Genomic DNA, 11,604 nt, shown 5'->3' on the forward strand with positions numbered 1-11,604 from the left:
TTTATTTCCCCAGAATTTCTTCAACGGATTTACCACGCTTGGCAGCGACCATTTCTGGAGAATTCATATTTTCCAGGCCATCAATAGTTGCACGAACCACGTTGATCGGGTTGGTGGAACCGTATGCTTTAGCCAGAACGTTATGAACCCCAGCAACTTCCAGAACGGCGCGCATTGCACCACCGGCGATGATACCGGTACCTTCGGAAGCTGGCTGCATGAATACACGAGAACCCGTGTGAACACCTTTAACCGGGTGTTGCAGGGTGCCGTTGTTCAGCGCGACGTTAATCATATTGCGACGGGCTTTTTCCATCGCTTTCTGGATCGCTGCTGGAACTTCACGCGCTTTACCGTAACCAAAACCAACGCGACCGTTACCATCGCCTACTACAGTCAGAGCTGTGAAGGAGAAAATACGACCACCTTTAACGGTTTTAGATACGCGGTTTACCGCGATCAGCTTTTCCTGCAGTTCGCCAGCTTGTTTTTCGATGTGAGCCATCTTACACCTCTACCTTAGAACTGAAGGCCAGCTTCACGGGCAGCATCTGCCAGTGCCTGGACACGACCATGATATTGGAACCCGGAACGGTCAAAGGACACATCTTTGATGCCTTTTTCCAGAGCGCGTTCAGCGACAGCTTTACCCACAGCTGCAGCCGCGTCTTTGTTACCGGTGTACTTCAGTTGTTCAGCGATAGCTTTTTCTACAGTAGAAGCAGCTACCAGAACTTCAGAACCGTTCGGTGCAATTACCTGTGCGTAAATATGACGCGGGGTACGATGTACCACCAGGCGAGTTGCGCCCAGCTCTTTGAGCTTGCGGCGTGCGCGGGTCGCACGACGGATACGAGCAGATTTCTTATCCATAGTGTTACCTTACTTCTTCTTAGCCTCTTTGGTACGCACGACTTCGTCGGCGTAACGAACACCCTTGCCTTTGTAAGGCTCAGGACGACGGTAGGCGCGCAGATCTGCTGCAACCTGGCCGATCACCTGCTTATCAGCGCCTTTCAGCACGATTTCAGTTTGAGTCGGGCACTCTGCAGTAATCCCTGCCGGCAGCTGATGGTCAACCGGGTGAGAGAAACCTAAAGACAGGTTTACTACATTCCCTTTGACCGCTGCACGATAACCTACACCAACCAGCTGCAGCTTCTTATTGAAGCCTTCGGTAACACCGATAACCATTGAGTTCAGCAGGGCACGCGCGGTACCAGCCTGAGCCCAACCGTCTACGTAACCATCACGCGGACCGAAGGTCAGTGCATTATCTGCATGTTTAACTTCAACAGCATCGTTGAGAGTACGAGTCAGCTCGCCGTTTTTACCTTTGATCGTAATAACCTGACCGTTGATTTTTACATCAACGCCGGCAGGAACAACGACCGGTGCTTTAGCAACACGAGACATTTTTTCCTCCGATTAGGCTACGTAGCAGATAATTTCGCCGCCAAGACCAGCCTGGCGCGCTGCACGATCAGTCATAACACCTTTAGAGGTAGAAACAACTGCGATACCCAGTCCCGCCATAACTTTCGGCAGCTCATCTTTACGTTTATAGATGCGCAGACCTGGGCGGCTGACACGCTGAATGCTTTCTACAACAGCTTTACCCTGGAAATACTTAAGAGTAACTTCCAGTTCCGGCTTGGTGTCGCCTTCAACTTTAAAATCTTCGATAAAACCTTCTTCCTTCAGCACGTTGGCGATTGCCACTTTCAGCTTGGAGGAAGGCATGGTGACCGCAGCTTTGTTCGCGGCCTGACCGTTACGGATACGGGTCAGCATATCCGCGATCGGATCTTGCATGCTCATCTGTCTTTACTCCCGTGATTCAATTGGTGACAATTACCAGCTAGCCTTTTTCAAGCCTGGTACTTCACCGCGCATTGCGGCTTCACGTAGCTTGATACGGCTCAACCCGAACTTGCCCACATAACCATGTGGACGACCTGTTTGACGGCAGCGGTTACGCTGACGAGACGGGCTGGAATCACGCGGCAGAGTCTGCAGCTTAAGAACAGCGTTCCAACGTTCTTCGTCGGAAGCGTTCACATCAGAGATGATTGCTTTCAGTTCAGCGCGTTTCGCGAAGTATTTATCAGCTAAAGCTACGCGTTTTACTTCGCGTGCTTTCATTGATTGCTTAGCCATTCAGTAACCCTACCTTACTTGCGGAACGGGAAGTCAAAGGCAGCCAGCAGAGCACGGCCTTCTTCGTCAGATTTCGCAGTAGTGGTAATGGTAATATCCAAACCACGAACGCGGTCGACTTTATCGTAGTCGATTTCTGGGAAGATGATCTGCTCACGGACACCCATGCTGTAGTTACCACGACCGTCAAAAGACTTAGCGGACAAGCCACGGAAGTCACGGATACGCGGTACAGCAATAGTGATCAGGCGCTCAAAGAACTCCCACATGCGTTCGCCACGCAGAGTTACTTTACAGCCGATCGGATAGCCCTGACGGATTTTGAAGCCTGCAACAGATTTGCGTGCTTTGGTGATCAGCGGTTTTTGACCGGAGATTGCTGTCAGGTCTGCTGCTGCGTTATCCAGCAGTTTCTTGTCAGCGATCGCTTCACCAACACCCATGTTCAGGGTGATCTTCTCGACCCGAGGGACTTGCATGACAGAATTGTAGTTAAACTCAGTCATGAGTTTATTAACTACTTCGTCTTTGTAGTAATCATGCAGTTTCGCCATCGTACTACTCCAAATTACTTGATAGTTTCGCTATTAGACTTGAAGAAACGGACTTTTTTACCGTCTTCGAATCTAAAGCCTACACGGTCAGCCTTGCCGGTTGCCGCATTGAAGATTGCAACGTTAGAAACCTGAATAGCCGCTTCTTTTTCAACGATGCCGCCTGGTTGGTTCAGAGCCGGAACCGGCTTCTGGTGTTTCTTAACCAGGTTGATACCTTCAACGATGACCTTGCCGGAAGACAGGACATTCTTAACTTTACCGCGCTTACCTTTATCTTTACCGGTTAACACGATAACTTCGTCATCACGACGGATTTTCGCTGCCATGATTCGCTCCTTAGAGTACTTCTGGTGCCAGAGAGATAATTTTCATGAACTTCTCGGTACGAAGTTCACGAGTTACCGGCCCAAAAATACGCGTACCGATGGGCTGCTCGCTGTTATTGTTCAGAATAACGCATGCATTACCATCGAAGCGAATGACAGAACCGTCCGGGCGACGAACACCCTTCTTGGTGCGCACCACTACCGCCTTCAGCACATCACCTTTTTTGACCTTACCACGCGGAATTGCTTCTTTGATGGTGATCTTGATGATGTCGCCTACGCCTGCGTAGCGACGGTGCGAGCCACCCAGAACCTTGATACACATTACGCGACGTGCACCGGAGTTGTCGGCGACGTTCAGCATAGTCTGTTCTTGGATCATTTTAGTGCTCCGCTAATGTCAACTACTACTGAGACCCGAAATCAGGTCGTTAAAAAAGCCCCATATCGGGGGCGCGGCATTATAACACCGCTCAAACGATATGGGTAGAAAAAATAAACGGCCCATCGCTGAGCCGTTTATTCATTGAGAATGCGTACTGTATTACAGAACCGCTTTCTCTACAACGCGAACCAGTGTCCAGGACTTAGTCTTGGACAGCGGACGGCATTCACGGATTTCAACCTTGTCGCCGATACCGCATTCGTTGTTCTCGTCATGTACGTGCAGTTTGGTCGTACGCTTAATGAATTTACCGTAGATCGGGTGTTTCACAAAACGTTCGATAGCAACAACAATGGATTTCTCCATTTTGTCGCTAACAACGCGACCTTGCAGAGTACGGATTTTATCGGTCATTACGCACCCGCCTTCTCAGTCAGTAAAGTCTTAACGCGTGCGACATCACGACGCACTTGCTTCAACAGGTGAGACTGTTGCAGCTGGCCACTTGCAGCCTGCATACGCAGGTTGAACTGCTCACGCAGCAGGTTCAGCAGCTCGGTGTTCAGCTCTTCAACGCTCTTCTCACGCAGCTCTTTTGCTTTCATTACATCACCGTCTTAGTTACAAAGGTGGTTTTAATCGGCAGTTTCGCTGCTGCCAGCTTGAATGCTTCACGGGCCAGCTCTTCCGGTACGCCGTCCATTTCATACAGGACTTTACCCGGCTGAATCAAGGCAACCCAATACTCCACGTTACCTTTACCTTTACCCATACGCACTGCCAGCGGCTTTTCAGTGATCGGTTTGTCCGGGAATACACGGATCCAGATCTTACCTTGACGCTTAACTGCACGGGTCATAGCACGACGTGCTGCTTCGATCTGACGGGCAGTCAGACGACCACGGCCAACAGCTTTCAGACCGAAGCTGCCGAAGCTAACATCCGCGCCTGCAGCCAGACCGCGGTTACGGCCTTTGTGCATCTTACGGAATTTTGTACGCTTTGGTTGTAACATCAGCGACGCTCCTTATTTACGGCCTTTACGCTGCTGCTTTTTAGGTTGCGCAGCCGGTTTTTCCGGTTGTTCAACAGCAGCCATACCACCCAGGATCTCGCCTTTGAAGATCCATACCTTAACGCCGATTACACCGTAAGTGGTGTGCGCTTCAGAGGTGTTGTAATCGATGTCAGCACGCAGAGTGTGCAGCGGTACGCGACCTTCGCGGTACCATTCGGTACGTGCGATTTCCGCGCCGCCCAGACGGCCGCTAACTTCAACTTTGATACCTTTAGCGCCCAGACGCATTGCGTTCTGTACAGCACGCTTCATCGCACGACGGAACATAACACGACGTTCCAGCTGAGAAGTGATGCTGTCAGCAACCAGTTTTGCGTCCAGTTCAGGTTTACGAACTTCGGCGATATTGATCTGTGCAGGAACGCCAGCGATGTCCGCTACGACCTTACGCAGTTTTTCTACGTCTTCACCTTTTTTACCGATAACGATACCCGGGCGAGCGGTGTGAATAGTCACACGGATGCTCTTAGCCGGACGCTCGATAACGATACGAGATACAGACGCTTTAGCCAGTTCCTTCGTCAGGTACTGACGTACTTTAAAATCGCTGTCCAGGTTGTCAGCGAATTCTTTGGTGTTCGCAAACCAGGTAGAGTTCCATGGTTTTACAATACCCAGGCGAATACCATTAGGATGTACTTTCTGACCCATTGCTAGTCTCCAGAGTCTCAGCGATCGGACACAACCACAGTGATGTGGCTGGTGCGCTTCAGGATGCGATCTGCACGACCTTTTGCACGCGGCATAATGCGCTTCATGCTCGGGCCTTCGTCTACGAAAATTTTCGTAACTTTCAGATCGTCAATGTCAGCGCCATCGTTGTGTTCAGCGTTAGCAATGGCAGATTCCAGAACCTTCTTGACCAGTACAGCCGCTTTCTTGTTGGTGTAGGTCAGAATATCCAGAGCCTGCGACACTTTCTTACCGCGAATCAGGTCAGCAACAAGGCGAACCTTCTGAGCAGAAGAACGAGCATGGCGATGTTTAGCGATAGTTTCCATCTCTTTCTCCTACCTTATTTCTTCTTCGCTTTTTTATCAGCAGCGTGGCCGCGATAAGTACGAGTCGGTGCGAATTCACCCAGTTTGTGACCGACCATTTCATCGGTTACAAATACCGGAACGTGCTGACGACCATTATGGACAGCGATGGTCAAACCGATCATGTTAGGAAAGATCGTTGAACGACGGGACCAAGTGCGCAGGGGCTTCTTGTCTCCGCTTTCCACCGCTTTCTCTACCTTCTTCAGCAAGTGCAGGTCAATAAAAGGACCTTTCTTGAGAGAACGTGGCATGGCTTATCCTCTAAAATTATTTGCTACGGCGACGTACGATGAATTTATCAGTACGCTTGTTGCTGCGGGTCTTCTTACCTTTGGTCTGAACGCCCCACGGAGTTACCGGGTGCTTACCAAAGTTACGACCTTCACCACCACCATGTGGGTGGTCTACCGGGTTCATCGCAGTACCGCGAACGGTAGGACGAACGCCACGCCAGCGTGCAGCACCTGCTTTACCCAGAACGCGCAGCATATGCTCAGCATTGCCAACTTCGCCCAGAGTCGCACGGCAGTCTGCTTCGACTTTACGCATTTCACCAGAACGCAGACGCAGGGTGACATAAGCACCGTCACGTGCGACGATCTGAACGTAAGTACCCGCGGAACGCGCCAGCTGACCGCCTTTACCTGGTTTCATTTCTACGTTATGAACGGTAGAACCAACCGGGATATTACGCATCGGCAGGGTGTTGCCTGGTTTAATTGCAGCATCAACGCCAGATTGGATCTGGTCGCCAGCTTTCAGGCCTTTAGGGGCCAGAATGTAACGGCGCTCGCCGTCTTTGTACAGAACCAGCGCGATGTTCGCGGAACGGTTCGGATCGTACTCAAGACGCTCAACAACTGCCGGGATACCGTCTTTGTTACGTTTGAAGTCAACAATACGATAAGCCTGCTTGTGGCCACCACCGATGTGACGAGTGGTGATACGGCCATTGTTGTTACGACCACCGGTTTTGCTGTTTTTTTCCAGCAACGGAGCAAAAGGTTTGCCCTTGTGCAGCTCAGGGTTAACCACTTTAACTACGTGGCGACGACCCGGAGATGTCGGTTTACATTTAACAACTGCCATTGTATTACTCCTCCGACTTACTCAGCGCCGCCAACGAAGTCCAGATTCTGGCCTTCTTTCAGGGTGACGTAAGCTTTTTTCCAGTCGCTACGACGACCGATACGCTGTCCGTGACGTTTAACTTTCCCTTTAACAACCAGGGTGTTAACGACTTCGACTTCGACTTCAAACAGTTTCTGCACAGCAGCTTTGATTTCTGCTTTGGTCGCGTCTTTAGCAACTTTGAGAACGATGGTGTTGGTTTTTTCCATCGCAGTAGACGCTTTTTCAGAAACGTGCGGTGCGCGCAGCACCTTCAGCAGACGTTCTTCACGAATCATGCCAGCATCTCCTCAACTTGCTTAACAGCATCAGCAGTCATTACGACTTTGTCGAAGGCGATCAGGCTAACCGGGTCGATACCAGTCGCATCGCGTACGTCAACCTTGTGCAGGTTACGTGCGGCCAGGAACAGGTTTTCGTCCAGCTCACCGGTGATGATCAGCACATCTTCCAGAGCCATGTCTTTCAGTTTCTGTGCCAGCAGCTTAGTTTTCGGCGCTTCTACAGAGAACTTCTCGACAACGATCAGACGATCCTGACGTACCAGTTCGGACAGGATGCTTTTCAGCGCGCCGCGGTACATCTTCTTGTTAACTTTTTGACTGTGGTCCTGCGGACGTGCAGCGAAGGTCACGCCACCAGAACGCCAGATCGGGCTCTTGATAGAACCTGAACGCGCACGGCCGGTACCTTTCTGGCGCCACGGTTTTTTACCGGAACCAGTTACTTCAGCACGAGTCTTCTGAGCACGAGTACCCTGACGAGCACCAGCTGCATAAGCAACAACAACCTGGTGAACCAGCGCTTCGTTGAAATCACGACCGAAGGTAGTTTCGGAAACAGTCAGCGCGCTCTGCGCGTCTTTCAATACTAATTCCATTGCTATCCCCTTACGCCTTCACAGCTGGTTTAACGATCAGGTCGCTACCGGTTGCACCCGGGACCGCGCCTTTAACCAGCAGCAGGTTGCGCTCAGCGTCAACACGTACTACGTCCAGGCTCTGAACGGTTACACGTTCGTTACCCAGCTGACCTGCCATTTTCTTGCCTTTGAACACTTTGCCCGGAGTCTGGTTCTGACCGATAGAACCCGGAACGCGGTGAGACAAGGAGTTACCGTGAGTCGCGTCCTGGGTACGGAAGTTCCAGCGCTTAACGGTACCAGCGAAACCTTTACCTTTAGAGGTGCCGGTTACGTCAACTTTTTTAACGTCAGCAAACAGTTCAACGCTAATGCTCTGACCTACGGTGAACTCTTCGCCTTCAGCCAGGCGGAATTCCCACAGACCACGGCCAGCTTCTACGCCAGCTTTAGCAAAGTGGCCAGCTTCCGGCTTGGTTACACGGTTAGCTTTTTTAGCACCGGTGGTAACCTGGATTGCGCGGTAGCCCTCGTTAGCCAGGTCTTTAACCTGAGTAACGCGGTTTGCTTCAACTTCGATTACGGTTACTGGGATAGAAACGCCATCTTCAGTGAAGATGCGGGTCATGCCCACTTTTTTACCGACTAAACCAATCATTGTTTCAACCTCTCAATCGCTCGATGACCTGATTAACCCAGGCTGATCTGCACGTCTACACCGGCAGCCAGATCCAGACGCATCAGAGCATCAACGGTTTTTTCAGTTGGCTCAACGATGTCAACCAGACGCTTGTGAGTGCGGATTTCGTACTGGTCGCGCGCGTCTTTGTTAACGTGCGGGGAGATCAGAACGGTAAAGCGCTCTTTGCGGGTCGGCAGCGGGATCGGACCACGGACCTGCGCACCAGTGCGCTTGGCAGTCTCGACGATTTCCGCGGTTGATTGATCGATCAGACGATGATCAAACGCTTTCAGGCGGATACGGATTCTTTGGTTCTGCATGAGACCAGAGCTCCAATTATTTTATAAACGAAAATGATTACTCCTCAGGCCCATTACGATTGATGGGAGAGTGTAACCGTTCTTACGTAGCTCCCCGATTGGGAGCATTGTCAGATAGCCAAATCGGCTATCCAGGCTCGTAACGAACCTGCCGTCAACGAAGACAAGCCCGCGCATTATACGTATTTATGCCGACATTGCAAGCCGGATGCGTCGTTAATAACCAACTCCCGGACTCACGCTCTCAGCAGTCATGGCGAGTCCAGTTCCGCCATTGCCTCTTTCACTCTCCGTTTCAGTTCGGCATTGGCGCTGTCGCCCTCTTCCGCGACAGGCTCTGTGGGCGCTTCCGCCGCCGGTCTGCTTTCCTGTTCTTCATCCACTGATACCTCTTCAGGTACGGGTAACGGCTTTTTCTTGAATACGAAATGCTCCTGCGTCTGATAATAATCCGGCGACGTCGGCACTTCCGTCCTCCGTTCCTGACAGGCCTGATACGCATAGCCGCCAAGTACAAAACAGCCAGCGGCGAACAGTAGCCACCCGCATAACTGCAACACAAATCCGATCGTCCCGGTCAGACGCTCATGCCACATGCTCTGTTCGCTCAGGGTGGCAACCTGTCGCGCCCGGCAATATAAATGAAACATCATTTGTTTCCTTCCTCATGGATAAACGCAGGACTTTCTCCCAGCGCCTGCCAGAGTCTGATCAGAGAAAGCTGCCCCATGACGCCATCGGCGGTTAGCGCCTTCTGCGCCTGGAACTGGCGTATTTTTTCCTGCAGCAGCGGCGACCATTCTCCTGTCTCCTCCGCCTCAAGGTTAAGCACGCGGCTCAGCATCGTATCCAGCCAGACGATCTCCTCAAGGCTGCTTTTTTTATTTACGACAGATTTCCCGTCCGGCGAGGGTTTCCACAACAGGGTGTAACGCCCGCGCCAGACGCTGGAGAACCAGCTTTTCTTGATACGCCAGGTACGCTGCGTCGTCAGTGCTATCAGTTCATCGTCGTGCTCGCCAATCACGACGACCGGAACGGTTTTTCCCGCCATCTCCAGCGGCGCTATCCACGGCAGCCCCTGCGCTTCCAGCGCCTCCAGACTTTCAGTACCGGACTGACAGGTCAGATTTGCGCGCCATGCCTGATCGCACCACGCTTCCTTTATATCTACCTCATAACCCCAGACCTGGTAGAGAAGTCCGATAGCGCCATTCGTCGACATCACGGCAGTGGTAAGCGGCGCCGGATTGTCGGCGGGAGCGGACGTTGCCGCCGGCAACAGCGCAGGCAGCCACGCCGATAAACGATCTCCATTCTGCCAGCCGCCCAACGCGCATCCCCCCGCCACCAGCAGCGCACAGCAGAGCGTGAGCGCGCGCCAGCGAACCGCAGGAAGCGCCTTCATTACCCATCGGGACGGATTTTCAGACGGCCTTGCATTACCGTCCTCCGCCAGCGTCATCTGACGTAGCCCCCAGCCCGCCCGCGACAGCAAGCGCAGATCCCCTTTACAGCGCCGAACCATCCGCCTGACAAAGCGCCCGGGCAGTGCAGCGAACGCTTCCGAAGTCATGCCGGCGTGAAAAGCGATGGTCTCTTCACATTCTTTTACGTCCGGCGCCGGTATTCTCAACCAAGCGGGATGCAGCCGCTGTATTTTCCGCCGCTGGCAAAGAGAAAACACACCCATCGACAGCAGCTTTGCTGCGGGCAACAGAGTGCGAAAGCGGATGATTGTCGGAATGAGTTCCCGCTTCAGCCTGTGGGCATTATCGATAATGAGGAGCAGAGGGCATTCCCGCGTCTGCGTGATTAACGTCGCCAGCGCAGGATAAATTGCCCCGGCGGGATACAGTGCGCCCGTCAGGCTGGCATCAGGATGATTATCAGAAATTACCATCCACTCCCACTGATATCTCTTAATATTAACCGGCGTAATAATCAGCGCCCTTCCCTGATAGTCACCGGCGATGCCCCAGGCGATCGTGGTTTTTCCCGTGGATCTCGCGCCGTGCGCCACGGCCCAGCCTTCATTCCCCAGTGTCTCAATAAGATAATTAATGATGACGTTCTGCCGTTCTGTACGATTAATCGTTAAATCATCCATGATTACTCATCAGTAAAATTAATAATATTTTCTTAGCGAATTTTAAAGCCTAATTTAAACCACTTGCCGCCCTTTTATAAGGATTATATTATCAGGTCCGCTAACAAGGAATAACAATTACATTTAGGTAAACTTAATTTATTTACTATGATTACTAAATTGCTTTTTTTTAAAAAAAGAGGAATCTTATCGCTATTTATTAATTATAGTGATATTTGCCGCTATTTGTATTTGCCTGATTAGTATTTATGTCACTGTTATTCAGTGGCGGGATAATAAACAGACCCTGACAACGCCTGTCGCAGCAGTCAGGCTGTCGCAGCCGCAACCCCTACGGCTTTCCGCCACGCCTTTATCGGATAAAGCAGCGCCTCCCCGTCAGGTGAAAGCTCAGGCGCGTAACGCTCTCGATGGCATCACTCTCAGCGGCATTATTGTCAGCTCTGACCCGGCCGCTTCGCGAGCGATTCTCAATGAGGGCGGCGAACAAAACATCTATGCGTTACATCAGCCGCTCAAAACCGCAGCGGATACGCAGATCACCGCCATAAGCCGTAATCAGATCGTCCTGAGCCAGCGTGGAGACGAGCTGAGCCTGACCCTGTTGGCGGAATTAGACGCCGCGGCGGTTTCCGCCGGGACAGAAACGCATTCGCAGTTAGCGCTGGCGGATTACATTGAGGCCAGCTTGATCAGAGACAGCGAGGCTGTGCGCGGGTTACGGTTGCTACCGCGCAATCAAACGCTCGCCTTTGGCGAAACCGGGCTGTTACCCGGCGATCTCGCCGTGCGCCTCGACAATTTATCCCTTACTCAGCCCGACAGCGTGTCTCAGGCTATGGAAATGCTGAATACGCGAAAAAGAGCGCAATTCACCATTATTCGCAATTCACAACCACGATTAATTAACGTTTCAGTTAGTCAGTTTGACGAAGTTAAGGATAACTAAA

At 51.7% G+C, this 11,604-nt stretch carries 22 protein-coding genes; 1 reads left to right on the forward strand and 21 read right to left on the reverse strand.

The features are described from left to right. Position 1: 1 nt before the first annotated feature. From rpsE to K7R23_RS04010, 21 genes are all read right to left on the reverse strand, one after another. Positions 2-505: a 30S ribosomal protein S5 gene (rpsE, locus tag K7R23_RS03910; protein ID WP_000940121.1), complete on the reverse strand. Its 504-nt coding sequence runs from the start codon at positions 503-505 to the stop codon at positions 2-4. A 14-nt stretch (positions 506-519) separates the two neighbouring features. After that, positions 520-873, reverse strand: coding sequence for a 50S ribosomal protein L18 (gene rplR / locus K7R23_RS03915; protein ID WP_000358956.1), 354 nt, complete (start codon positions 871-873; stop codon positions 520-522). 9 nt (positions 874-882) lie between these two features. Next, the gene (gene rplF / locus K7R23_RS03920; protein WP_012908429.1) at positions 883-1,416 is read right to left on the reverse strand and encodes a 50S ribosomal protein L6; all 534 of its coding nucleotides are present in this window, start codon (positions 1,414-1,416) and stop codon (positions 883-885) included. Between the two features lie 12 nt (positions 1,417-1,428). Further along, positions 1,429-1,821 carry a 30S ribosomal protein S8 gene (rpsH, locus tag K7R23_RS03925; protein WP_012908428.1) on the reverse strand — a complete coding sequence of 131 codons (393 nt, stop codon included), beginning with the start codon at positions 1,819-1,821 and terminating at the stop codon, positions 1,429-1,431. Positions 1,822-1,854: 33 nt separating this feature from the next. Then, the gene (gene rpsN / locus K7R23_RS03930; RefSeq protein WP_012908427.1) at positions 1,855-2,160 is read right to left on the reverse strand and encodes a 30S ribosomal protein S14; all 306 of its coding nucleotides are present in this window, start codon (positions 2,158-2,160) and stop codon (positions 1,855-1,857) included. A gap of 14 nt (positions 2,161-2,174) precedes the next feature. Next, positions 2,175-2,714: a 50S ribosomal protein L5 gene (gene rplE, locus K7R23_RS03935; protein WP_001096206.1), complete on the reverse strand. Its 540-nt coding sequence runs from the start codon at positions 2,712-2,714 to the stop codon at positions 2,175-2,177. Between the two features lie 14 nt (positions 2,715-2,728). Next, a complete protein-coding gene (gene rplX, locus K7R23_RS03940) occupies positions 2,729-3,043 on the reverse strand; it encodes a 50S ribosomal protein L24 (protein WP_000729185.1) in 315 nt (104 codons plus the stop codon). A 10-nt stretch (positions 3,044-3,053) separates the two neighbouring features. Beyond that, positions 3,054-3,425: a 50S ribosomal protein L14 gene (gene rplN, locus K7R23_RS03945; protein WP_002919748.1), complete on the reverse strand. Its 372-nt coding sequence runs from the start codon at positions 3,423-3,425 to the stop codon at positions 3,054-3,056. Positions 3,426-3,587: 162 nt separating this feature from the next. Next, entirely contained in the window at positions 3,588-3,842 is a 255-nt protein-coding gene (gene rpsQ / locus K7R23_RS03950) for a 30S ribosomal protein S17 (protein ID WP_002438707.1), read from the reverse strand. Further along, complete coding sequence (gene rpmC, locus K7R23_RS03955) at positions 3,842-4,033, reverse strand: 50S ribosomal protein L29 (protein ID WP_000644742.1); 192 nt, start codon at positions 4,031-4,033, stop codon at positions 3,842-3,844. The genes rpsQ and rpmC overlap by 1 nt, the downstream gene beginning before the upstream one ends. Next, positions 4,033-4,443: a 50S ribosomal protein L16 gene (rplP, locus tag K7R23_RS03960; RefSeq protein ID WP_000941208.1), complete on the reverse strand. Its 411-nt coding sequence runs from the start codon at positions 4,441-4,443 to the stop codon at positions 4,033-4,035. Before rplP ends, rpmC begins: the two co-directional genes overlap by 1 nt. A 12-nt stretch (positions 4,444-4,455) precedes the next feature. Continuing rightward, the gene (gene rpsC, locus K7R23_RS03965; protein WP_000529945.1) at positions 4,456-5,157 is read right to left on the reverse strand and encodes a 30S ribosomal protein S3; all 702 of its coding nucleotides are present in this window, start codon (positions 5,155-5,157) and stop codon (positions 4,456-4,458) included. A gap of 17 nt (positions 5,158-5,174) precedes the next feature. After that, complete coding sequence (rplV, locus tag K7R23_RS03970) at positions 5,175-5,507, reverse strand: 50S ribosomal protein L22 (protein ID WP_000447529.1); 333 nt, start codon at positions 5,505-5,507, stop codon at positions 5,175-5,177. A 14-nt stretch (positions 5,508-5,521) separates the two neighbouring features. Beyond that, complete coding sequence (gene rpsS, locus K7R23_RS03975) at positions 5,522-5,800, reverse strand: 30S ribosomal protein S19 (protein WP_001138117.1); 279 nt, start codon at positions 5,798-5,800, stop codon at positions 5,522-5,524. A 16-nt stretch (positions 5,801-5,816) separates the two neighbouring features. Next, on the reverse strand, positions 5,817-6,638 hold the full coding sequence (gene rplB, locus K7R23_RS03980) for a 50S ribosomal protein L2 (RefSeq protein ID WP_012908426.1): 822 nt from the start codon (positions 6,636-6,638) through the stop codon (positions 5,817-5,819). Between the two features lie 17 nt (positions 6,639-6,655). Further along, the gene (rplW, locus tag K7R23_RS03985; protein WP_000617546.1) at positions 6,656-6,958 is read right to left on the reverse strand and encodes a 50S ribosomal protein L23; all 303 of its coding nucleotides are present in this window, start codon (positions 6,956-6,958) and stop codon (positions 6,656-6,658) included. After that, the gene (gene rplD / locus K7R23_RS03990) at positions 6,955-7,560 is read right to left on the reverse strand and encodes a 50S ribosomal protein L4 (protein ID WP_000424395.1); all 606 of its coding nucleotides are present in this window, start codon (positions 7,558-7,560) and stop codon (positions 6,955-6,957) included. The genes rplW and rplD overlap by 4 nt, the downstream gene beginning before the upstream one ends. A gap of 10 nt (positions 7,561-7,570) precedes the next feature. Then, positions 7,571-8,200 (reverse strand): 50S ribosomal protein L3, encoded by a 630-nt coding sequence (gene rplC / locus K7R23_RS03995; RefSeq protein ID WP_012908425.1) that lies wholly within the window; start codon positions 8,198-8,200, stop codon positions 7,571-7,573. 32 nt (positions 8,201-8,232) lie between these two features. Further along, complete coding sequence (gene rpsJ, locus K7R23_RS04000) at positions 8,233-8,544, reverse strand: 30S ribosomal protein S10 (protein ID WP_001181005.1); 312 nt, start codon at positions 8,542-8,544, stop codon at positions 8,233-8,235. A gap of 251 nt (positions 8,545-8,795) precedes the next feature. Next, positions 8,796-9,197, reverse strand: a complete 402-nt coding sequence (gene gspB, locus K7R23_RS04005) for a putative general secretion pathway protein GspB (RefSeq protein WP_081442346.1) — start codon at positions 9,195-9,197, stop codon at positions 8,796-8,798. After that, positions 9,194-10,654 carry a peptidoglycan-binding protein gene (locus tag K7R23_RS04010; RefSeq protein WP_012908423.1) on the reverse strand — a complete coding sequence of 487 codons (1,461 nt, stop codon included), beginning with the start codon at positions 10,652-10,654 and terminating at the stop codon, positions 9,194-9,196. Before K7R23_RS04010 ends, gspB begins: the two co-directional genes overlap by 4 nt. 208 nt (positions 10,655-10,862) lie before the next feature. Between K7R23_RS04010 and gspC the strand changes: the two genes are divergently transcribed. After that, the gene (gspC, locus tag K7R23_RS04015; protein WP_012908422.1) at positions 10,863-11,603 is read left to right on the forward strand and encodes a type II secretion system protein GspC; all 741 of its coding nucleotides are present in this window, start codon (positions 10,863-10,865) and stop codon (positions 11,601-11,603) included. The last annotated feature ends 1 nt before the right edge of the window (position 11,604 follow it).

It is taken from the genome of Citrobacter rodentium NBRC 105723 = DSM 16636 (assembly GCF_021278985.1).
Classification (GTDB): Bacteria; Pseudomonadota; Gammaproteobacteria; order Enterobacterales; family Enterobacteriaceae; genus Citrobacter_A; species Citrobacter_A rodentium.

Bases quoted from the DNA above. Each gene is read 5' to 3' on its own strand.
- rpsE (WP_000940121.1), bottom strand. From the start codon at position 505: ATGGCTCACATCGAAAAACAAGCTGGCGAACTGCAGGAAAAGCTGATC.
- rplR (WP_000358956.1), bottom strand. From the start codon at position 873: ATGGATAAGAAATCTGCTCGTATCCGTCGTGCGACCCGCGCACGCCGC.
- rplF (WP_012908429.1), bottom strand. From the start codon at position 1,416: ATGTCTCGTGTTGCTAAAGCACCGGTCGTTGTTCCTGCCGGCGTTGAT.
- rpsH (WP_012908428.1), bottom strand. From the start codon at position 1,821: ATGAGCATGCAAGATCCGATCGCGGATATGCTGACCCGTATCCGTAAC.
- rpsN (WP_012908427.1), bottom strand. From the start codon at position 2,160: ATGGCTAAGCAATCAATGAAAGCACGCGAAGTAAAACGCGTAGCTTTA.
- rplE (WP_001096206.1), bottom strand. From the start codon at position 2,714: ATGGCGAAACTGCATGATTACTACAAAGACGAAGTAGTTAATAAACTC.
- rplX (WP_000729185.1), bottom strand. From the start codon at position 3,043: ATGGCAGCGAAAATCCGTCGTGATGACGAAGTTATCGTGTTAACCGGT.
- rplN (WP_002919748.1), bottom strand. From the start codon at position 3,425: ATGATCCAAGAACAGACTATGCTGAACGTCGCCGACAACTCCGGTGCA.
- rpsQ (WP_002438707.1), bottom strand. From the start codon at position 3,842: ATGACCGATAAAATCCGTACTCTGCAAGGTCGCGTTGTTAGCGACAAA.
- rpmC (WP_000644742.1), bottom strand. From the start codon at position 4,033: ATGAAAGCAAAAGAGCTGCGTGAGAAGAGCGTTGAAGAGCTGAACACC.
- rplP (WP_000941208.1), bottom strand. From the start codon at position 4,443: ATGTTACAACCAAAGCGTACAAAATTCCGTAAGATGCACAAAGGCCGT.
- rpsC (WP_000529945.1), bottom strand. From the start codon at position 5,157: ATGGGTCAGAAAGTACATCCTAATGGTATTCGCCTGGGTATTGTAAAA.
- rplV (WP_000447529.1), bottom strand. From the start codon at position 5,507: ATGGAAACTATCGCTAAACATCGCCATGCTCGTTCTTCTGCTCAGAAG.
- rpsS (WP_001138117.1), bottom strand. From the start codon at position 5,800: ATGCCACGTTCTCTCAAGAAAGGTCCTTTTATTGACCTGCACTTGCTG.
- rplB (WP_012908426.1), bottom strand. From the start codon at position 6,638: ATGGCAGTTGTTAAATGTAAACCGACATCTCCGGGTCGTCGCCACGTA.
- rplW (WP_000617546.1), bottom strand. From the start codon at position 6,958: ATGATTCGTGAAGAACGTCTGCTGAAGGTGCTGCGCGCACCGCACGTT.
- rplD (WP_000424395.1), bottom strand. From the start codon at position 7,560: ATGGAATTAGTATTGAAAGACGCGCAGAGCGCGCTGACTGTTTCCGAA.
- rplC (WP_012908425.1), bottom strand. From the start codon at position 8,200: ATGATTGGTTTAGTCGGTAAAAAAGTGGGCATGACCCGCATCTTCACT.
- rpsJ (WP_001181005.1), bottom strand. From the start codon at position 8,544: ATGCAGAACCAAAGAATCCGTATCCGCCTGAAAGCGTTTGATCATCGT.
- gspB (WP_081442346.1), bottom strand. From the start codon at position 9,197: ATGATGTTTCATTTATATTGCCGGGCGCGACAGGTTGCCACCCTGAGC.
- K7R23_RS04010 (WP_012908423.1), bottom strand. From the start codon at position 10,654: ATGGATGATTTAACGATTAATCGTACAGAACGGCAGAACGTCATCATT.